We start from the raw sequence: 20046 nt of genomic DNA, 5'->3' as shown, positions 1-20046 counted from the left end.
CTACTGCTTGCCAGCAGAATAAGAACCTGTTCTACTCGATATCGTGAATCAGGGGAATACTGCACCCACGGTAATTACGCAGGAACGCCCGCCGGGACTGAAACCGAGCGATGTGCTCAGTGCGCCCCTGCGGATGGAGTTCGACTACACGCGCTCCGTGGGACCCATCATCGGCAAGTTCCTTACTGGCCTGCGCGAACGACGCGTCTTCGGTATCCGGGGTTCGGACGGCCGGGTGCTCGTGCCACCGGCCGAATTCGACCCGGTGACCGCGGAACCGCTGTCGGAGTTCGTCGAGGTCGCCACCACCGGCACGGTGAAGTCCTGGACCTGGGTCCGCGACCCGCTGCCGGGCCAGCCCTTCGACCGGCCGTTCGCCTACGCGCTGATCCAGCTCGACGGCGCCGACACCGCACTGCTGCACGCCGTGGATGTCGAGAGCCCGGAACAGATCGGCACCGGGCTGCGGGTGACGGCCCGCTGGGCCGCCGAACTCACCGGCACCATCCACGACATAGTCTGCTTCGAGCCCGGTGAGACCCCGACGGCGGAGCCGGCCCCGGTCTCGGATGCCGACCCGGTCACCATCATCACCACTCCGATCGGGATGGACTACAAGCACACCGCCTCCCCCGAAGAGAGCACGTTCCTGCGCGGTCTGAAAGAGGGAAAACTCATCGGCGCGCGGGCCGATGCGCACAGCAAGGTGTACTTCCCGCCGCGCGGCGTGGACCCCATGGACGGCCGGTCCACCGCGGAAACGGTCGAATTGGCCGAGACCGCTACGGTCACCACTTTCTGCATCGTGAACGTGCCTTTCCTCGGGCAGCGGATCAAACCACCGTATGTGGCGGCGTATGTCCTGCTCGACGGCGCGGATATTCCTTTCCTGCACCTCGTGCTCGGCTGCGACGCGAGCGAGGTGCGGATGGGTATGCGGGTCAAGGTGGTCTGGAAGCCGCGCGAGGAGTGGGACTTCACCATGGCCAATATCAGCCACTTCGAGCCGACCGGCGAGCCGGATGCCGACTACGACACCTACAAGCATCACCTGTGAGAGGGCTCCCCGCGTGACCATCACCGAGCGTTCCATCGACAACGCCACCGAGATCGCCGTCGTCGGCTTCGCGCACGCACCGCATGTGCCGGAGACCTACGGCACCACCAACGGGGTGGAGATGCTGGTGCCCTGCTTCCAGCAGCTCTACGACCAGCTCGGCATCACCAAGTCCGATATCGACTTCTGGTGCTCCGGATCGTCGGATTACCTGGCCGGGCGGTCCTTCTCGTTCATCTCCGCCATCGATTCGATCGGTGCCGTACCACCGATCAACGAATCCCATGTGGAAATGGACGCCGCCTGGGCGCTGTACGAAGCGTGGGTGAAACTGCGCACCGGCCAGGTACAGACCGCCCTGGTCTACGGCTTCGGGAAATCCTCCGCGAGCACGCTGCGCCAGGTGCTGTCCACCCAGCTCGACCCCTACCTGGTCACGCCCCTGTGGCCGGATTCCCTGGCCATCGCCGGGCTGCAGGCCCGGGCGGGACTGGACGCCGGCCGCTGGACCGAGCGCGATATGGCGGCGGTCTCGGCCGCGCATACCGTCGACGGGAAATCGGTCGATGAACTGCTCGCCAACCCGTATGTCGCCGACCCGCTCCGTGAACACGACTGCGCACCCGTCACCGACGGCGCCGCGGCCATCGTGCTCGCGGTCGGCGACCGGGCCCGCGAGCTGACCGAGCGTCCCGCGTGGATCACCGGGATGGCGCACCGGATCGATTCCAGTGTGCTGGGCGCCCGTGACCTCACCACCTCCCCGTCGGCCGCCGCCGCCGGACAGGCGGTGACCACCGGCGACACCAGCGGAATCGACGTCGCCGAACTGCACGCGCCGTTCAGCCATCAGCAGCTCATCCTGACCGAGGCGCTCGGCCTGAAACCGGAGACGAAGGTCAACCCGTCCGGCGGCGCGCTGGCCGGTAATCCCATGTTCGCCACCGGGCTGGAGCGCATCGGCTACGCCGCGCTGCCCATCATGGCGGGCACCGCGGGCCGCACCCTGGCACATGCCACCAGCGGCCCGGCCCTGCAGCAGAACCTTGTGACCGTTTTGAACTCGGAGGCACAGTGAATCACCATCGCGCAGCCATTCGCTGTGCCGACCCGGTGCGGGTGTCCCGCATGACACAGGAGGCCGGCCGATGAGTTTCCCCGCCGCGGTGCTGGGCACCGGACAGACCCATCACGTTGCCAAGCGCAGCGATGTCTCGATGGCCGGGATGTGCCGCGAGGCGATCGACCGGGCGCTGGCCGACGCCGACCTGACCATGGCCGATATCGACGCCATCGTCATCGGTAAGGCGCCGGACATGTTCGAGGGCATGATGATGCCCGAGCTGTACCTGGCCGACGCGCTGGGCGCCCCCGGGAAACCGCTGTTGCGCGTGCACACCGCGGGCTCGGTGGGCGGTTCCACCGCCTGTGTGGCCGCCAGCATGGTACAGGGCGGTGTGCACGAGAAGGTGCTCGCCCTCGCCTGGGAGAAGCAGTCGGAATCGAATGCCATGTGGGCGTTGTCGATTCCGGTTCCGTTCACCATGCCGGTCGGTGCGGGCGCCGGCGGCTACTTCGCCCCGCATGTGCGGTCCTATATCCGCCGCTCGAACGCGCCTCTGCACATCGGTGCGACAGTGGCGGCCAAGGACCGGCGCAACGGAGCCAAGAACCCGTATGCCCATCTCAAGCAGGGCGACAAGACCGCCGAAGAGGTGCTGGCCTCGCAGATGCTCTGGGATCCCATCCGATTCGACGAGACCTGCCCCTCCTCCGACGGCGCCTGCGCCGTGGTCATCGGCGGTGAGCAGTCGGCGGCCGCGGTGGAGGCGTCCGGGAAGAAGGTCGGCTGGATCCACGCCACCGCCATGCGTACCGAACCGCTGGCCTACGCCGGTCGCGACCAAGTGAACCCACAGGCCGGGCAGGTTGCCGCGAAGGCCCTGTGGGCGCAGGCCGGGATCACCGATCCGCTGGCCGAGATCGACGCCGCCGAAATCTATGTCCCGTTCTCCTGGTTCGAACCGATGTGGCTGGAGAACCTCGGTTTCGCCGCCCCCGGTGACGGCTGGAAACTCACCGACAAAGGCGAAACCGAGATCGGTGGCGCACTGCCGGTGAACCCGTCGGGCGGAGTCCTCTCCTCGAACCCGATCGGCGCCTCCGGCATGATCCGGTTCGCCGAGGCCGCCAAACAGGTCATGGGCCGGGCCGGTGATTACCAGGTCGACAATGCCCGCAAGGCGCTGGGTCACGCCTACGGCGGCGGCTCGCAGTACTTCTCCATGTGGGTCGTGGGATCGGATCGCCGATGACTCTGAAGTTCAGCCTCGGGGTCGCGCTGAGCCCGCTGGACCAGCTGCCCGCTCTCGCCCGGACCGCAGAGGAGGTCGGGTTCACCTCGATCGCCCTGCCGGATTCGCTGTTCTACATGAAATCCCAGGCGGCGAAGTACCCCTATACCCCCGACGGCAGCCGCTTCTGGGGCCCGGACACACCGTGGGTGGATCCGCTCATCGCCGCGACCGCCATGGCCGCGGTGACCACCCGGCTGCGTTTCTACACCAATGTGCTCAAACTCGGTTCCCGTAATCCGCTGCTGCTGGCCCGCCAGGTCGGATCGGTGGCGAATCTGTCCGGTAACCGGTTCGGATTCGGTGTGGGTATCGGCTGGGCGCCGGAGGAATTCGAATGGTGCGGCGTGCCCTACGCGCGCCGCGGGGCCCGGGTCGACGAGATGATCGAGGTCATCAAGAAGGTCCTCGCGGGCGGCATGGTCGAATTCCACGGCGAGTTCTTCGATTTCGACGAACTGCAGATGAGTCCGGCGCCGAGCGAGCCGGTCCCGTTCTACATCGGCGGTCATACCGATGTGGCACTGCGCCGCGCCGCGAAGGTCGGCGACGGCTGGACCTCGGCCATGATGAAGTTCGACGATCTGCAGACCACCATCGCCCGGCTCGGTGAACTCCGCGCCGAATACGGGCGAGCCGAGATGCCGTTCGAGATCCAGGCGGTCTGCATCGACAAGTTCGGCCGCGACGGCTACCAGGAACAGTACGACGCCGGTGTCACCGATGCGATCGTGATCCCCTGGCTGGCCGCCGGTATCGGATTCGACGGCGAACTGGCCGCGAAGCAGGACGCGCTGCGCAAGTTCGCCGAAGAGTACATCCAGAACCCGATCAACTGACTTCCGGGTGTGTCGCCGCGGAAGTGGCGGCACACCGGCTTGTCGAGAGGAACCCATGAGCAGCGAGGAACATCCCGCCCGCGCGGCCGGGCTGGCCTCCCAGGCCGCCGTACGTGCCCGGGACAAGGACGCCTGGCTCGCATTGTTCGCCGCGGACGGCATTGTGGAGGATCCCGTCGGCCCCTCCGGTTTCGACCCGGAGGGCAAGGGACACCGGGGGGCGGAGGCCATCGGGGCATTCTGGGACAAGGCCATCGCCGGGACGGATTCGATCGAGTTCCTGTTCGGTGATTCCTTCGCCTGCGGTGCGGAGGTCGCTTTCACCGGCACGATCCGCACCACCCTCGGTGGTCACCGCATCGATGCCGAAGGCGTCTTCACCTACAGGGTGGACGAGGCGGGCAAGATCGCCGCCCTGCGCGCGTTCTGGGAAGTGGACCGGGCCATGGCCACAGCCACACCGGTCGATTGAGTCGCGGCCGGCCGGTTTCCCTCCCGCCCGGCCGCCTCACCACCGGGGTATGAACCGAGCCCCGCACATCACACCGGTGTGCGGGGCTCGGTTCGTCCGGAGGCCGATCCCCGGACACGGCCGGATACCCGAGGTGTGCTAGGGGTCCCGCGTGCCGGTCGGTACGGACCGGCCAGCGTCGTCGAAATATTCACGACGGTACCCCGGCGCCTCGCCCCGCGATTCGAGCCGGGCGGGAACCCGTCCGATGCCGGAGCCGCGACGACCGACACGCAGAACACCGACCCCCACAAATATTTCCGGCCCCGAACACCAGGTGTTCGGGGCCGGGAAACGCAGGTGGTCAGCCCGCCGTCCGACCGGTCACCGGGCAGGTCTTGTAGTCGACCTGGAATTCCTTGACGCCGTTCAGCCACCCCGACCGCAGCCGTTTCGGGTCGCCCAGCTTGGTGATGTCGGGCATATGGTCGGCGATCGCGTTGAAGATCAGATCGATCTCCAGTTTGGCCAGGTTGGCGCCGATGCAGTAGTGCGCGCCGGTACCGCCGAAGGCCACATGCTGGTTGTCCTCGCGCATGATGTCGAACTTCATCGGGTTCTCGAAAACATCCTCGTCGAAGTTCGCCGACCGGTAGACCATCAGGATCCGCTGGCCCTTCTTGATCTGGACGCCGCTCAGTTCGGTGTCCTCGAGCGCGGTGCGCTGGAAGGTGGTGATGGGACTGGCCCAGCGGATGATCTCGTCGGCTGCGGTCCTGGGGCGCTCTTTCTTGTAGAGCTCCCACTGGTCCGGGTTCTCCAGGAAGGCGATCATGCCGTGGGTGATGGCGTTGCGGGTGGTCTCGTTACCCGCGACGGCCAGCAGCATCACGAAGAAGCCGAATTCCTCGGACTTGAGCGATTCACCGTCGATATCGGCCTCGACCAGGGTGGTGACGATATCGTCGGCCGGACAGGCCTTACGGGCCTCGGCCATCGCGTAGGCGTATCCGAGCAGCTCGGTGGATGCCTGCACCGGATCCACATCGATCTCCGGATCGTCGTAGCCGGTCATCTCGTTGGACCAGGTGAAGACCTTCATCCGGTCCTCCTGCGGGACGCCGATCAGTTCGGCGATCGCCTGCAGGGGCAGTTCGCAGGCGATCTGGGTGACGAAATCACCGGACCCGGCCTCGGCAGCGGCCTTGACGATGGCCTCGGTGCGCTTGGACAGCTCTTCGCGCAGCGAGTTGATCGCGCGGGGGGTGAAGCCGCGCGAGATGATCTTGCGCATCCGGGTGTGCTCGGGCGGGTCCATATTCAGCAGGATGAAACGCTGCAGTTCGATCTGCTCGCGCTCGATATCGTCGTTGAAGCGCGGCAGCGCCGTGTTCTCGTAGGTCGAGAACACATCGCTACGCCGCGACACCTCCTTGATATCGGCGTGCTTGGTGACGACCCAGAATCCGTCGTCGTGGAATCCGCCGACCTCCGGGGATTTCTCCTGCCACCAGATCGGGGCGGTACGCCGGAGTTCGGCGAACTCCTCGACCGGAATCCGCTGCACGTACATGTCGGGGTCCGTGACGTCGAACCCGTCCGGCAGGTTCGGCCGGGTCATGCGCGTATCCACCACCAGATGTCTCCTTCGACAAACTGAAACACGTTCTACAATCATTGAAGCACAGGCGAGAGAACGAGGAAAGAAAGCGGACTGATCAAGCCTCATGCCGTGCGCGGAACACGTTACAGTTTTATGTCCGAAACGAAAGGTTCATGATGGGCACACCCGTTATCGTCGAGGCAGCTCGTACCCCCATCGGCAAACGCAACGGCCGGCTGTCCGGGCTGCACGCCGCCGAGATCCTCGGTCTCGCCCAGCGCGGGCTGCTCGATCGCGCCCACCTCGACCCCGCCAAGGTCGAACAGATCATCGGCGGCTGCGTCACCCAGGCCGGCGCCCAGTCGAACAACATCACCCGCACGGCCTGGCTCGCCGCCGGCCTGCCGTGGCAGGTGGGCGCCACGACCATCGACGCGCAGTGCGGTTCGGCCCAGCAGGCCAACCATCTCATCGCCGGACTGATCGCCGCCGATGCCATCGACATCGGGGTCGCCTGCGGCGTGGAGGCGATGAGCCAGGTGCCCCTGGGCGCCAATGTCGGCGACCAGGCCGGCCCGCGCCGCCCGGCCTCCTGGGATATCGATATGCCCAACCAGTTCGAGGCCGCCGAACGAATCGCCAAGCGGCGCGGCATCACTCGCGCGGATGTGGACGCGCTCGGCGTGCGGTCCCAGCGCCTGGCCGCACAGGCCTGGGCGGAGGGCCGCTTCGACCGCGAGGTCCTCACGGTCACCGCGCCGGTGGTCGACAAGGAGGGCAATCCGACCGGGGAGAAGCAGGAGGTGAGCCGGGACCAAGGCTTGCGGGAGACCTCGGCGGAGAGCCTCGCCAAGTTGAAGCCGGTGCTGGAGGGCGGAATCCACACCGCCGGAACGTCTTCACAGATCTCCGACGGCGCGGCAGCCGTCCTGCTGATGGACGAGAAGGCCGCCGAGCGTGAAGACCTGCGGCCGCGGGCCCGGGTGGTGACCCAGTGCCTGGTCGGCTCCGAACCGGAGTTCCACCTCGACGGCCCGGTTCAGGCGTGCGGCCGGTTGCTGGAGCGGTCCGGGATGAGCATCGACGATATCGACCTGTTCGAGATCAACGAGGCGTTCGCTTCCGTAGCATTGTCCTGGGCCCGGGTACACAAGCCCGATTTCGACCGGGTGAATGTGAACGGCGGCGCGATCGCTCTCGGTCATCCGGTCGGCTCCACGGGGTCCCGTTTGATCACCACGGCTCTGCACGAACTCGAACGTTCCGACCGGAACGTCGCAATGGTTCTCATGTGCGCCGGTGGCGCACTCGCGACAGGAACGATCATCGAACGCCTGTAGCGGCGCCTCGAATTCCCTATTACGACAGGACATCGGCCCGTGCGCACCACAGTCGCCCTTGTACGGGTCCAGTGTCCTTCACAAAATTCAGCCGGTAGGTTGAACGTTCATCTCAGCTTTCGGTAGACGTGTCGTACGCCACACAATGGCCACAGCACAGCTACGGAAGGGATACCAGCTATCCAGAGGCTACTGGCCGCCCGCCCGGGAAGACCCCCGCGACGGGCGGCTACCTGGTCGTATCAGAGCTCGACAAGTCCGGTGCGGGCAACCCGCAAACGCGGAACCACGGTCCACCTCCACTGATATGCGCCTGGAAGCTTCAAGGAAATCCTGATTCAGGCGTAGGTTTTCAGTTACTGAGCCGCTAATATCAATGATAGGTATCCGAGATAACGTCTGTTAGTACAGTGAAGGGAATTGGGCGGCTCACAATGGCTGATTTCGCGGCGCGGCTGAACAAGCTGTTCGAAACCGTGCATCCCCCGGGGCGAAAGCCGCATACCAATGCAGAGGTAGCGGCCGCCCTGACGGCATCCGGTCATCCGATCTCCAAACCGTATCTGTCGCAGTTACGGTCGGGCCAGCGTACGAATCCTTCCGATGAGACGGTTGCGGCGCTGGCGAAGTTCTTCAAGGTGAAGCCCGACTACTTCTTCAACGACATCTACGCCGCGAAGATCGATCACGACCTGGAACTCCTATCGCAGCTACAGGGTTACGGTCTGCGCCGGCTGTCCAGCCGGGCCTTCGACCTGTCGGAGGAGTCGCAGAACCTGCTCACCTCCATGGCGGAAAAACTGCGCGCGAGCGAAGGCTTGCCCGAAATTCCGCCGGACGGCACCGAATAGCAGAGACCGTCGGCGCGGTGCGATCCCCGTCGGGGTGGCACCGCGCCGACACCTGCGTCCTGGAAATCCCCCACGATGTTCCCGTGAATGGGAAATATTCCTTCGGCAAAGCTCGCGATGTGTCCGAAGTTCTGCCGTACGGAAGAATGCAGACCGACCGCTCGGCACGATTACCGAACTTCGCCGAGGATAATCACAGTGACGTAACGGGTGTACCGCATACCTCGGGCAACTACGTAACCGTGACTGCTGAGGGTTCGGTCGGTTCCGGCTGCGCTTCGAAGGCAGCCGCGATCGCCTGCACCCATCCGCGCGGGCTGATGCCCTTCGGCGGTGCGATCCAGCGCGAGTCCACCACGACCCGGCCCAGCGGATTGCGGGCCCACTGCGCCACCCGTTCCGCCCGGGCGGACACCGCGGCGGGAGGTTCTCCGGCAGTGGCGATCTCGACACCGCCGCCCGACTGGAGATACAGCGCGTCCATGATCTGCGCGACCCGATCCGAGGCTTTGAGCTGGGTCGATGTCCCGGTCTCCTCCTGGACGACCTCCGGGAAGCGTTCCACCAGGACTCGGTGCAATGTCTGTATGCGGCGCAGCAGCAACCGCGCCCGCACCCACATCTCGACCACGATCCACACCGCGCCGAAGGCGATGAGCAAGGCGGCCAGCTGCCAGCACGGCCAGGCCCAGGCCGGCTCGCCCGGCCCGGATCGAGTAGCTCCGGTAATTCCCCGCTGCACCTGCCCGACGGCCAGCGCGACCACCAGCGCGGTCCCCGCGACGTAGACGGCGATACCCCGGCCCAGCGCGGTCCAGCTCAGGTTGCGCAGCCCGGTCACCACGATGAAGACACCGGCCGCCGCGGTGACCACCCAGCCCGTGGTGAACGATGCGCTGAGGGCGCCGGCGACGGCGAAGAGACCGGTTCCGTAAATACCTCCGGCGATCTGGCGCAGGTTACGACGTGAGACCACCGGCCAGGCGGCCGAGGCCACCACCGAGGTCGCGGCGGCGAAGAGCAGCCACGCGGAGACCACCAGCCCCTCCGACAGCGGGCCCGGCGGCAATCCACCGGGCAGTAGATTGTCGACGGCAAGTGCCACATCGGGCACCGCGGCGGTACAGGCCAGCGCGACCGCCGAGACGGCCACCACTATCGCCACCCGCGCGGTGGTCGCGGGTTTGACGAGTACCCGCCCCACCCGCGCGCCCGCGGCGACCCAGACGATCAGGGCGGTCAACCAGAACGTCATCCCAGAGCCTCATCGAATCGAAGGACCGAGACGCCCGCGCCCCGGCTGTTGAACACGCGCAGCCGCGTCATCAGCATCGCGGCGAAAGTTTCGGCCTCCCATTCGGCCTGGTCGTCCTCGCCGTCCTCGATCGCGTCCTGATGGGCGCGCTGACTGAGCATGTAGGCGATGAGCTCGTCGCTCACCTCCAATGTCACCTCGGGGGCCGGGGCGCCCTCGTGATCGAAGACGATATGCCCCAGCTCGTGGGCCAGCGTATGGTCCCGGCTCGGCAGCGCACTGGCGAGCACGATGATGTCCTTGGTCGGGTAGTAGCGACGCTGGCCACAGACGCCGGGACCGAGGTCGGCATCGGCGATTTCGATCGGGCGGCCCCGTTCGGCGGCCACCGCGTCGACCACCTCCTCGAGGGTGGTGGCGTCGGCATCGGCGGCGATCGCGCACACCGCGTCGACCGCGGCGGCGACCCGCCGATAGGCCCGGGCGCTCTGTGTTCGGCTCTGCGTCATCGCGGTCACGCGCCCGTTCCGAAGAATTCGGCACGCGCGGCATCGAGGCGCGCCTGCGCCTGGGCGGCGCTGTGATAACTCATCACGGCCGAGCCGCCGCCGGCGATGGCCAGGGCGACCAGCCCGCCGATCACCGACAGGACCTTGGGTTCGGGCAGCAGGCCCTCGGCATTCGTCGGGCGCACCGCATGATTCGGCGGCGCGGCGACGACCGACGGCGCGGACCCGCCGGGAGCGGGCGCGGCGGGGACGGCGGACGGCGCGACCACGGGCAACGGCACGGCCACCCCGATCGCCGGGGCACCGGCACCGCCCCCCGCCCCGCCGGGCGACGGTAATGCCAATGGCGGCCCGACCGGGGGCGCCGGAACCGGTGGCACCGGCAGCAGCAGGAGCAGAAGGGGAGCCGCGGAACCCACCCCGGCCGAACCCAGCGCGGCGGAACCGGTCGCCGCCGAACCGGCGGCAGCAGATCCGGTGGCCGCCGAGCCCACGGCAGCCGAACCCACACCGGCGGAACCGGTGCCGAGTACCCCGGCACCGGCCGAACCGGCCGCGGCCGAACCGGTGCCGAGCACCCCGACTCCGGCCGACCCCAGCGCGGCCGATCCCGTACCCAGTACACCCACTCCGGCCGAACCCACTGCGGCGGAACCTGTTCCGAGAGCAGCCGAACCGGTGCCCAGTCCGGCGGAACCGGTCGCACCCACCCCGAGACCGGCCGAACCCACTGCGGCGGAACCTGTTCCGAGGGCTGCTGATCCGGTACCCAGCGCGGCGGAGCCGGTGGCACCGAGAGGCGCCGCGGCGGCCGAGCCGACGGCCGCCGAGCCGGTGGCCAGGATGGTGCCGAGAGCGGTACCCAATCCCACCGGGCCGACGGGTTCGGCGACCGGCGCCGGGTCCGGTAGCGGCGCCGCGACCGGTGCGGGCCCGGCCGTATCGGCCGGTTCCGGCTCCTGGATCCGGCCGGGAATGCCCAGGGGCTGCCACTGCGCGATATCACCGGAATCCACACCGCTGCTACCGGTATCGGAGTCTGGCGCCGGTGCACTACTACCCGTTCCGAGACCGGTGGGTGCGTCCGATTCGGCCGGAGCTCGTTCTCCGCTCACGTCGCCCGACTCCGGTTCACCACCCGGTATGGCGAGTGGGCCGCCCTCGGACGGGTGCGCGCCCGGTGGTGGTGGGGCGGCACCGCCACCTCCGCTACCGGAGGGGCCCTGTTCGGTCGCCGGCGCCCGGCCCGGATTCGCTTGCGCGAGTGTCGGTCCGCCGACCAACCCCAGGCATCCGGCCGCTCCGGCTACTGCAAGCAATCGCTTGATGCGACCCACGGCCATGCGCCAGTCAACCCCTCGATCGATATTGCGGATTCGCCCGGCGATGACGTCTTCCGGGTAGAACGAACAGATGGTTGCCCATGGTAAACCAGCAAACTCACCGCTGCATGAGGAAGTGACGATATCCGGCGGCCGCCTCCGACCAACCGCTGCTCGAGTGCCAGCGCACCACGAACTATGCCGCAGAGGGGGTGGGATAGATCACAATCACCCGGTGCGAGGTCCGGTAGCTGGACGGCAACGGGTCTATACCGAAACGAACTGCGAATCCTCAGGCGCCGTATACGGGTTCCGGCGTCGCGCCCTTAGCGATCAGCTCCGACACCACGGTGCCGAGTTCGGCGGGATTCCACCGCGCGCCGCGGTCGACCGGCACCCCGTGGCGCCAGCCCTCGGCCAGGGCGAGGCGACCGCCCTCGACCTCGAACATCCGGCCGGTGACACCGGTCGATTCCGTACTACCCAGCCACACCACGATCGGTGAGATGTTCTCCGGCGCCATGGCGTCGAACCCGTCCTCGGGTGCGGCCATCATGTCGGCGAAAACGGTTTCGGTCATTCGTGTGCGGGCGGAAGGGGCGATCGCGTTCACCGTGACTCCGTACCGCCCGAATTCGGCCGCGGCCGTCAGGGTGAGGCCGGCGATACCCGCCTTGGCGGCCCCGTAGTTCCCCTGGCCGACGCTGCCCTGCAGGCCGGCGCCGGAACTGGTGTTGATGATCCGGGCATCCACGGTACGACCCGCCTTGGATTCCGCACGCCAGTACGCGGCCGCGTGGCGCATGGTGGCGAAATGCCCCTTGAGGTGTACGCGGACCACCGAATCCCATTCGTCCTCGGCGAGGTTGACCAGCATCCGGTCGCGGACGAATCCGGCATTGTTGACCAGAACGTCCAAGCCGCCGAAGGTGTCCACCGCCTGTTGGACGAGCCGCTGCGCGCCCTCCCAGCTCGCCACGTCGTCACCGTTGGCCACTGCTTCCCCACCGGCCGCCCGGATCTCCGAGACCACCTGCTGGGCGGGAGTTTCCGCAGTCGACTCACCGCTGAGCGTCGAGCCGAGATCGTTCACCACGACCTTCGCGCCCTCGGCGGCGAAGGCCAGGGCGTGTGCCCGGCCGATACCCCGCCCGGCGCCGGTGATGATCACGATCCGTCCGGCGCAGATGCCCTCGGTTGCCATGTCCGTTCCTATCGTCGATGGTCGATATCTGTTCGAGCTGGAAGTCAGGCCTTCGCCGCGTCACCGGAATGGGTGGCGGTCGCGACCGCCAAGAAGGCCGGGGGTTCGCCGCCGCCGTGGATCTGCAGGGTCGCCCCGGAGATGTACCCGGCCAGCGGGGAGAGCAGGAAGGCCACCCCGTTGCCGATATCCTCGGGCCGGGCCAGCCGGCCCATCGGGATGGTCTGCCCGACGGCGGCCACTCCGTCGGCGTCGCCGTAGTGCAGGGCGCTCAGTTCGGTTTCCACCGCACCGACCACCAGGGAGTTGATCCGGACCTTGGGCGCCCATTCCGCGGCGAGGGACACGGTGAGGGCGTCCACTCCCGCCTTGGCCGCACCGTAGGCGGCGGTGCCCGGTGAGGGCCGGTGACCGCTGAGGCTGGAGATATTGACGATCGAACCGCCGTCTTCCTGCTCGCTGATCACCGCGTGTGCCGCCTGGGCGACGTGCAGGGCCGAGAGCAGGTTCAGCTCGATGATCTTGGTGTGGAATTTGGGGCTGGCATCCCGTGCCAGGGCGTAGGGGGCGCCACCGGCATTGTTCACCGCGTGATCCAGCCGCCCGTGCCGCCGGACGATCTCGGCGATCAGCTCCGCCACGGCCGCCGGGTCGCGGACATCGCACGGCAGGAAGTCGATCTGCCGCCCGTCCACCTCGACGGGAGTATCGCCGGGACGGCGGGCACATGCCACCACGGTCGCCCCGGCGGCCAGCAGGACGCGGCTGATCCCCGCGCCGACGCCGCGGACGCCGCCGGTTACCAGAACGACGTGATCGGACAGGTCGATTTCGAGTGCCACCATGTTAACCTACCAAGCAATTGCTTGCTTAGCCAAGATGCTCGAGATGCCAGATGGGATACGCGATGGGGATCAAGCGCCATTCGGAATCCGCCGGAATCGCCGTGGTCACGGTCGACTATCCGCCGGTCAACGCCATACCCTCGGACGGCTGGTTCGCCCTCGCCGACGAGATCCGTGCCGCCGGGCGCGACCCGCAGACCCGCGTGGTGGTGCTGCGCGCCGAGAACCGGGGCTTCAACGCGGGCGTCGATATCAAGGAAATCCAGCGCAAACCCGGCCATCAGGCGCTCATCGACGCCAACCACGGATGCTTCGAGGCATTCGGCGCGGTCTACGACTGCCCGGTCCCGGTCGTCACCGCGGTCCAAGGCTTCTGCCTCGGCGGCGGGATCGGTCTGGTCGGCAACTCCGATATCATCATCGCCTCCGAGGACGCGACCTTCGGCCTGCCCGAGGTCGACCGCGGTGCGCTCGGCGCCGCCACCCACCTAGCCCGGCTGGTCCCCCAGCACCTCATGCGCGCGCTCTTCTTCACCGCGAGCACCGCCACCGCCCAGCAGTTGCATCATTACGGCTCCGTACTGAAGGTGGTCCCCCGGGAGGAACTCGATGCCGCCGCGCTCGAGGTCGCCAAGGACATCGCGGCCAAGGACGGCCGGGTCATCCGGGCCGCCAAACGCGCCCTCAACGGCATCGACCTGCAGGACGTGCACCGCAGCTACCGCTTCGAGCAGGGATTCACCTTCGAACTGAACCTCTCTGGAGCCTCCGACGAGATCCGCGAACGCTTCGACCAAGACCTGGCGGCGCAGAAGGAAAAGAACTGACGTGGAACGGAAGACCATGCGAGACAAGCGGAAAACGCTGGACGAGATCGTCGGCGAACTGCGCAGCGGGATGACCATCGGCATCGGCGGCTGGGGTTCCCGGCGGAAGCCGATGGCCCTGGTGCGGGCCCTGCTGCGGTCCGATGTCACTGATCTGACGGTGGTCACCTACGGGGGCCCGGACCTGGGGTTGCTGCTCTCGGCCGGGAAGGTCCGCAAGGCCTACTACGGGTTCGTCTCCCTCGACTCGGCGCCGTTCTACGACCCCTGGTTCGCGAAGGCCCGCATTTCCGGGCAGCTCGTCGCCCGGGAAATGGATGAGGGCATGCTCAAATGCGGGCTCGAGGCGGGCGCGGCGCGCCTGCCGTTCCTGCCGATCCGTGCCGGCCTGGGGTCGGATGTGCCCAACTTCTGGGACGGCGAACTGCAGACCGTGACCTCGCCGTACCCGGGCCCGGACGGCCGTTCGGAGACCCTGATCGCCATGCCGGCCTTGAACCTCGACGCCGCGCTGGTGCATCTGAACATCGGTGACGCGCACGGTAATGCCGCCTACCAGGGCGTGGACCCCTACATGGACGATCTGTTCTGCCTGGCCGCCGAGAAACGCTACCTCTCGGTGGAACGTCTCGTGGAGACCGAGGAACTGGTGAAAACCGTTCCCCAGCAAGCGCTGCTGCTCAACCGCATGATGGTGGACGCGGTGGCCGAGGCCCCGAACGGCGCGCATTTCACCCTCGGTGGTGAGAGCTACGGCCGGGACGAGAAATTCCAGCGGCACTACGTCGAAGCCGCCGGGTCGCCGGAGACCTGGCAGACCTTCGTCGACACCTATCTCAGCGGCTCCGAAGCCGACTACCAGGCCGCCGTCGCGCGATTCGAGGAGGAGCGGTGACCAGCACCGAAACCATCACCCGCGCCGAAGTGTGCGCGGTCGCCTGCGCCGAGATCTTCCGCGGCGCCGGAGAGATCTTCGCCAGTCCCATGTCGCCGATGGCGCAGCTGGGCGCGCGGCTGGCCAAACTCACCTTCGAACCCGACCTGCTGATCTCCGACGGCGAAGCGTTCTTCCTCGCCGAGACCCCGCCGCTCGGCGGTAAGGCGCCGGTGGAGGGTTGGATCCCGTTCCGCAAGGTGTTCGATGTGCTGGCCTCGGGCCGCCGCCATGTGGTCATGGGCGCCAACCAGATCGATCGCTACGGTAATCAGAACCTCTCGGCCTTCGGCCCGCTCCAGCAACCGACCCGGCAGATGTTCGGCGTCCGCGGCGCACCTGGCAACACCATCAACCACCCCACCAGCTACTGGGTCGGACGGCACACCAAGCGAGTGTTCGGCGAGAAGGTGGATATCGTCGCGGGCGTCGGTTACGACAAGGTCGACCCGGACAACCCGGCCTTCCGCTTCCACCACATCCACCGGGTGGTCAGCAATCTGGGCGTTTTCGATTTCAACGGCCCGGACCACACGATGCGCGCGCTGAGCCTGCACCCAGGGGTCACCGCCGGTGAGGTCGCGGAGAACACCGCCTTCGAGATCGCCGACCTGGGCACGGCCGAGGAGTCCCGGCTGCCCAGTGACGAGGAGCTGCGGATCATCCGCGAGGTCCTGGATCCGAAGAAGATCCGCGATCGGGAGGTCCCGCAGTGACTGCCCGGCTGCGGACCCCGCTGACCGAACTCGTCGGGATCGAGCATCCCGTCGTGCAGACCGGTATGGGCTGGGTGGCGGGCCCGAGCCTGGTCTCGGCCACCTCCAATGCCGGTGGGCTGGGCATTCTGGCCTCGGCCACCATGACCTACGACGAGCTGGCAACGGCCATCGCCAAAACCAAGGCGCAGACCGATAAACCGTTCGGCGTGAACATCCGCGCCGACGCCTCGGACGCACCCGAGCGGATCGATCTGCTCATCCGCGAGAACGTCAAGGTCGCCTCCTTCGCCCTGGCACCGAAGAAGGACCTCATCGCCAAGCTGAAAGACGCGGGTGTGGTGGTGGTTCCGTCGATCGGCGCGGCCAAGCACGCGGTGAAGGTCGCCTCCTGGGGCGCGGACGCCGTGGTCGTCCAGGGCGGCGAGGGCGGCGGGCACACCGGCCCGGTGGCCACGACGCTGCTGATGCCGTCGGTCCTGGACGCGGTCGATATCCCGGTGGTCGCGGCCGGCGGCTTCTTCGACGGACGCGGCCTCGCCGCCGCCCTCGCCTACGGTGCGGCCGGGGTCGCGATGGGCACCCGTTTCCTGCTCACGCAGGAGAGCAGCGTCCCGGATTCGGTGAAACAGGAATACCTGCGCCGCCAACTGGGCGAAACAGTGGTGTCCACCAAGGTCGACGGTATGCCGCATCGGGTGCTCAACACCGAACTCGTGCAGAAGCTGGAGAACTCGGGGCGAACCCGCGGCCTCGCGGCCGCAGTCGGCAATGCGGCCCGGTTCAAGAGCATGACCGGGATGAAATGGTCCACGCTGGTCCGCGACGGTCTGGCCATGCGCAAGGCCAAGGACCTCACCTGGTCCCAGGTGATCATGGCGGCCAACACCCCGATGCTGCTGCGCGCCGGGCTGGTCGAGGGCAATACCGAAGCCGGGGTGCTGGCGGCGGGCCAGGTGAGCGGCATCCTGGAGGATCTTCCCACCTGCCAGGAGTTGATCGATCGGATCGTCACGGACGCGGTCGCCCGGATCGGCGCCCTCGCCGCACTGCCCCAGAGCACCGAATCGAAGAGCTGAGGTATGCGGCACCCGGGCCCGTCCACTGTGGTGGGCGGGCCCTTGTCGTAGCGGAGTCGCTGTCCTCCGGTCGGGCAACCGCGGCCGCGGCGGGCATTTCGCGCAGCGCGCCGCGGCGACGACTGCCCGCGGCCGCGCTCAGCTGAACGGACTTCGCGGCCGATCCCGCAACTCGCCGTCGATATAAAGATCGACCTTCTCGTTGTAGAAGCAGGCCAGCCCGGCGATCTTCTGGCTCTCCGGGGTCGGGGTCCGGTAGATCCACACCAGATCCGGATACTCGTCCTCGCCGATGCGGATGTCCCAGTAGTCGGCGTTGCCCTTGTACGGGCAGCTGGTGTGGGTGTCCGACGGCCGCAGCAGATCCATCCTGATATCGGTGAGCGGCAGGTAGAAACGGGCCGGGAGCCCGGTCTCGAACAGGATCCGGGGGGACCGTGAATCGGCCACGGTCACACCGTCGAGTTCCACCCGTACATGCCGGGAGCTCGCCAGGATGTCCACCCGCGAGTACGGGTTGCGGGGGTGGACGTAGATGGGCTCGTCCTCCTCGAACCATTCGTCCATCGCGTCCCACTCCAGCCGCACCAGGTCGTGCAACGGCTCATCCGCGTAGCGCAGGGCGGCGCCGGCAGCCGTGGTGCCGTCCACCACGACGTTGTATTCGGTCCCCTCCCCGAGGAGCGGCGAGGTGCGCGTGCTGCCGTCGAACTCGAGTTTCGCGCGCAGATCGGCGGCCGGGATGTAGTAGGCCGGGTAATAGGGGTTCTCCCAGACCAGCGCGGGCCGCACGGTATCGGCGACCAGATGGCCGCCGAGGTAGACCCGCACCCGCTTCTGGATCGTCTCGACCCGGACCTCGTCTCGCTGTGCTTCGGTCATACTCCCCGACCCTACGCCGGGCAGGTTGTCCGGATCGTCACGAAAAGAGCGGGCCCCGCCTGTCGGCGGGACCCGCGGAAGACCTCTTGTGGAGGTCAGTCACCGACCGTGACCGCCTGCGCTTCCTCCACACTGTGGGGAGCGGGGTCGTGGTCGTCGATATGGGCCAGCGCCGAGCGGCCGGCCAGCAGCACCACCACACCGGCGGCGGTGCAGACCGCGCCCACCCAGAACGGCAGCGAAACACTGGTCTCACCGAGTTTGCCCGCCAGCCACGGTGCGGCGGCGCCGCCCACGAAGCGGACGAAGCTGTAGGCCGCCGACGCGGTCGAGCGTTCCACCGGAGCGGAGATCATGACGGCCTCGGTGATCAGTGTGTTGTTCACACCGAGGAACAGGCCCGCGAGAACGACACCGGCGATCAGCACGGGCTTGTGCTCGGCGAACAACGCCATCACCGCCAGATCCGCGGCGAACAGCCCGACCGCGACGGCGATCATCGGCAGCGTGCCGAAACGGTGCTGCAGTTTCGGTGCGAAGAACACCGAGGCCACGGCCAGCAGGATGCCCCAGCCGCAGAAGATGAAGCCGATCGCGTAGGTGCCCATGTCCAGCGGAAAGGGGGTGTAGGCGAGCAGGGTGAAAAAACCGAAGTTGTACAGCAGGGCCGTGATGCTCACGATGAGCAGGCCGCGGTGGCGTAGCGCTTTGAACGGCGCGGCCAGCGAGGTCGGCTTCGCGGCTTTCGGCCCCTCGGGGAGCAGCACGACGATCGCGATGAAGGCGACGGCCATGAGCACGGAAACCCCGAAGAACGGCCCGCGCCAGCTGATCCCGCCGAGCAGGCCGCCCAGTAACGGCCCGGTGGCGATACCGATACCCAGCGCCGCCTCGTAGAGGATGATCGCGCGCGCGACCCCGCCGCTGGCGGCCCCGACAATGGTGGCCAGCGCGGTCGCGATGAACAGGGCATTGCCGAGTCCCCAGCCCGCGCGGAAGCCGACGATCTGGCCGACCGTCCCCGACATACCGGCCAGGGCCGCGAAGACGATGATCAGCGCGAGCCCGACGAGCAGAGTCTTCTTCGCGCCGACCCGGCTGGAGATCACGCCGGTGACCAGCATCGCGAAGCCGGTGACGAGCATATAGCTGGTGAACAGCAGCGATACCTGCGACGGCGACGCGTTGAGCTGTTCACCGATGGGTTTGAGAATCGGATCGACCAGGCCGATACCCATGAACGCGATAACGCTGGCGAAGGCGACGGCCCACACCGCCTTCGGCTGCCCGGTCGATGGGCTGTGTGAATTGACTACGAGCGCGGGCCCTGCGTGGTTACGCTGCGCTCCCGCCGCCGGGCCTGACGCGTTGGTACTGTCCGGCTCGGCGGCGGCCCCGTTCGTGGTGCTCATCGGTCTTTCCTCGATTGCGTGTGGTGCCCGGCCGATTCCCGGATCGCCGCCAGCAGGTCCCGTAGGTCGGCTGCGAGTCCGGTCAGGCGTTCGGCGTCGAAGCCGGGTAGCGGGCCGGACAGCGCCGCACGCATGGAGGCGCGGGTGGCGGCGAGCCGGGCGCGCCCGGCCGGTGTGAGTTGGACGACGACCGCGCGCGAATCGTCCGGATCGCGGTGCCGGGAGGCGTATCCCTCCCCCACCAGGCGGGCGATGAGCGCAGTGGCCGTGGGTTGCGATGTGCGATCGATATGAGCGAATTCGCTGACCCGCAGCGAACCGTGTTCCTCGAGCACTGCCAGTGCGCGCACGGTGGCGCGCGGCAGTTCGTCGACGCTGAGCGTTCCCGCCGCGCGCGTGAGCCGGCCCGCGGTGACCAGTAGATCGACGACGGTGTCGTCCACATCGGTCACCGGGGTCGCCTGCACCCAGATATTATTACATAGGCTAACTATCTATTTCTAGACTGCCCGCGGGATACCCACCACATGCCGAGTACACCGTCGACCGGGCAGGTCTGCGCCGGG

The 20046-nt window shown here is 67.5% G+C and carries 20 protein-coding genes; 11 read left to right on the top strand and 9 right to left on the bottom strand.

The window, feature by feature from the left end:
• Positions 1-43 precede the first annotated feature (43 nt).
• The 5 genes from ACQPYS_RS02145 to ACQPYS_RS02125 all read left to right on the top strand — a co-directional run bounded on the left by ACQPYS_RS02145 (position 44) and on the right by ACQPYS_RS02125 (position 4722).
• Complete coding sequence (locus ACQPYS_RS02145) at positions 44-1057, top strand: Zn-ribbon domain-containing OB-fold protein (protein ID WP_373861399.1); 1014 nt, start codon at positions 44-46, stop codon at positions 1055-1057.
• 13 nt (positions 1058-1070) lie between these two features.
• Positions 1071-2135: a thiolase domain-containing protein gene (locus tag ACQPYS_RS02140; protein ID WP_433491565.1), complete on the top strand. Its 1065-nt coding sequence runs from the start codon at positions 1071-1073 to the stop codon at positions 2133-2135.
• A gap of 70 nt (positions 2136-2205) precedes the next feature.
• Positions 2206-3372 carry a thiolase domain-containing protein gene (locus ACQPYS_RS02135; protein WP_063035421.1) on the top strand — a complete coding sequence of 389 codons (1167 nt, stop codon included), beginning with the start codon at positions 2206-2208 and terminating at the stop codon, positions 3370-3372.
• Positions 3369-4250: a TIGR03619 family F420-dependent LLM class oxidoreductase gene (locus tag ACQPYS_RS02130; RefSeq protein WP_431940761.1), complete on the top strand. Its 882-nt coding sequence runs from the start codon at positions 3369-3371 to the stop codon at positions 4248-4250. The genes ACQPYS_RS02135 and ACQPYS_RS02130 overlap by 4 nt, the downstream gene beginning before the upstream one ends.
• Before the next feature lie 55 nt (positions 4251-4305).
• Positions 4306-4722: a nuclear transport factor 2 family protein gene (locus ACQPYS_RS02125; protein WP_431940762.1), complete on the top strand. Its 417-nt coding sequence runs from the start codon at positions 4306-4308 to the stop codon at positions 4720-4722.
• A gap of 343 nt (positions 4723-5065) precedes the next feature.
• Here the strand turns inward: ACQPYS_RS02125 and ACQPYS_RS02120 are convergent, their stop codons facing one another.
• A complete protein-coding gene (locus ACQPYS_RS02120; RefSeq protein WP_433492950.1) occupies positions 5066-6322 on the bottom strand; it encodes a cytochrome P450 in 1257 nt (418 codons plus the stop codon).
• Between the two features lie 158 nt (positions 6323-6480).
• Between ACQPYS_RS02120 and ACQPYS_RS02115 the strand changes: the two genes are divergently transcribed.
• Together ACQPYS_RS02115 and ACQPYS_RS02110 are read left to right on the top strand one after the other, a co-directional pair.
• Complete coding sequence (locus ACQPYS_RS02115; protein WP_433491564.1) at positions 6481-7644, top strand: steroid 3-ketoacyl-CoA thiolase; 1164 nt, start codon at positions 6481-6483, stop codon at positions 7642-7644.
• A gap of 434 nt (positions 7645-8078) precedes the next feature.
• Positions 8079-8495 carry a helix-turn-helix domain-containing protein gene (locus tag ACQPYS_RS02110; protein WP_011207048.1) on the top strand — a complete coding sequence of 139 codons (417 nt, stop codon included), beginning with the start codon at positions 8079-8081 and terminating at the stop codon, positions 8493-8495.
• Between the two features lie 232 nt (positions 8496-8727).
• Here ACQPYS_RS02110 and ACQPYS_RS02105 read toward each other — a convergent pair whose 3' ends face one another.
• The 5 genes from ACQPYS_RS02105 to ACQPYS_RS02085 all read right to left on the bottom strand — a co-directional run bounded on the left by ACQPYS_RS02105 (position 8728) and on the right by ACQPYS_RS02085 (position 13630).
• The gene (locus ACQPYS_RS02105) at positions 8728-9750 is read right to left on the bottom strand and encodes a hypothetical protein (protein WP_431940764.1); all 1023 of its coding nucleotides are present in this window, start codon (positions 9748-9750) and stop codon (positions 8728-8730) included.
• On the bottom strand, positions 9747-10259 hold the full coding sequence (locus ACQPYS_RS02100) for an ImmA/IrrE family metallo-endopeptidase (RefSeq protein WP_063035673.1): 513 nt from the start codon (positions 10257-10259) through the stop codon (positions 9747-9749). Before ACQPYS_RS02100 ends, ACQPYS_RS02105 begins: the two co-directional genes overlap by 4 nt.
• A 5-nt stretch (positions 10260-10264) precedes the next feature.
• Entirely contained in the window at positions 10265-11275 is a 1011-nt protein-coding gene (locus tag ACQPYS_RS02095) for a hypothetical protein (RefSeq protein ID WP_433491563.1), read from the bottom strand.
• Between the two features lie 598 nt (positions 11276-11873).
• Positions 11874-12785: an SDR family oxidoreductase gene (locus ACQPYS_RS02090; RefSeq protein WP_433491562.1), complete on the bottom strand. Its 912-nt coding sequence runs from the start codon at positions 12783-12785 to the stop codon at positions 11874-11876.
• 44 nt (positions 12786-12829) lie between these two features.
• A complete protein-coding gene (locus tag ACQPYS_RS02085) occupies positions 12830-13630 on the bottom strand; it encodes an SDR family oxidoreductase (protein ID WP_433491561.1) in 801 nt (266 codons plus the stop codon).
• A 62-nt stretch (positions 13631-13692) separates the two neighbouring features.
• On the opposite strand from ACQPYS_RS02085, the gene ACQPYS_RS02080 reads away from it, so the two are divergent.
• Genes ACQPYS_RS02080 through ACQPYS_RS02065 form a run of 4 tightly spaced genes read left to right on the top strand, consistent with a single transcriptional unit; the run spans position 13693 to position 17186 of the window.
• Positions 13693-14457 (top strand): enoyl-CoA hydratase family protein, encoded by a 765-nt coding sequence (locus ACQPYS_RS02080; RefSeq protein WP_063035672.1) that lies wholly within the window; start codon positions 13693-13695, stop codon positions 14455-14457.
• Positions 14458-14473: 16 nt separating this feature from the next.
• Positions 14474-15352: a CoA transferase subunit A gene (locus tag ACQPYS_RS02075; protein WP_433492949.1), complete on the top strand. Its 879-nt coding sequence runs from the start codon at positions 14474-14476 to the stop codon at positions 15350-15352.
• On the top strand, positions 15349-16107 hold the full coding sequence (locus ACQPYS_RS02070) for a CoA-transferase subunit beta (RefSeq protein WP_431940768.1): 759 nt from the start codon (positions 15349-15351) through the stop codon (positions 16105-16107). Before ACQPYS_RS02075 ends, ACQPYS_RS02070 begins: the two co-directional genes overlap by 4 nt.
• Complete coding sequence (locus ACQPYS_RS02065) at positions 16104-17186, top strand: NAD(P)H-dependent flavin oxidoreductase (RefSeq protein ID WP_433491560.1); 1083 nt, start codon at positions 16104-16106, stop codon at positions 17184-17186. Before ACQPYS_RS02070 ends, ACQPYS_RS02065 begins: the two co-directional genes overlap by 4 nt.
• A gap of 138 nt (positions 17187-17324) precedes the next feature.
• Here the strand turns inward: ACQPYS_RS02065 and ACQPYS_RS02060 are convergent, their stop codons facing one another.
• The 3 genes from ACQPYS_RS02060 to ACQPYS_RS02050 all read right to left on the bottom strand — a co-directional run bounded on the left by ACQPYS_RS02060 (position 17325) and on the right by ACQPYS_RS02050 (position 19947).
• Positions 17325-18068, bottom strand: coding sequence for a DUF427 domain-containing protein (locus tag ACQPYS_RS02060; protein ID WP_433491559.1), 744 nt, complete (start codon positions 18066-18068; stop codon positions 17325-17327).
• A gap of 95 nt (positions 18069-18163) precedes the next feature.
• Complete coding sequence (locus ACQPYS_RS02055) at positions 18164-19480, bottom strand: MFS transporter (RefSeq protein WP_431940771.1); 1317 nt, start codon at positions 19478-19480, stop codon at positions 18164-18166.
• Complete coding sequence (locus tag ACQPYS_RS02050; RefSeq protein WP_063035409.1) at positions 19477-19947, bottom strand: MarR family winged helix-turn-helix transcriptional regulator; 471 nt, start codon at positions 19945-19947, stop codon at positions 19477-19479. The genes ACQPYS_RS02055 and ACQPYS_RS02050 overlap by 4 nt, the downstream gene beginning before the upstream one ends.
• Positions 19948-20046: the final 99 nt, after the last annotated feature.

This window comes from Nocardia grenadensis (assembly GCF_050942415.1).
GTDB classification, from domain to species: domain Bacteria; phylum Actinomycetota; class Actinomycetes; order Mycobacteriales; family Mycobacteriaceae; genus Nocardia; species Nocardia grenadensis.
The sequence above is the reverse complement of the archived record's forward strand: the minus strand, read 5'-3'. Positions and strand labels throughout refer to the sequence as shown.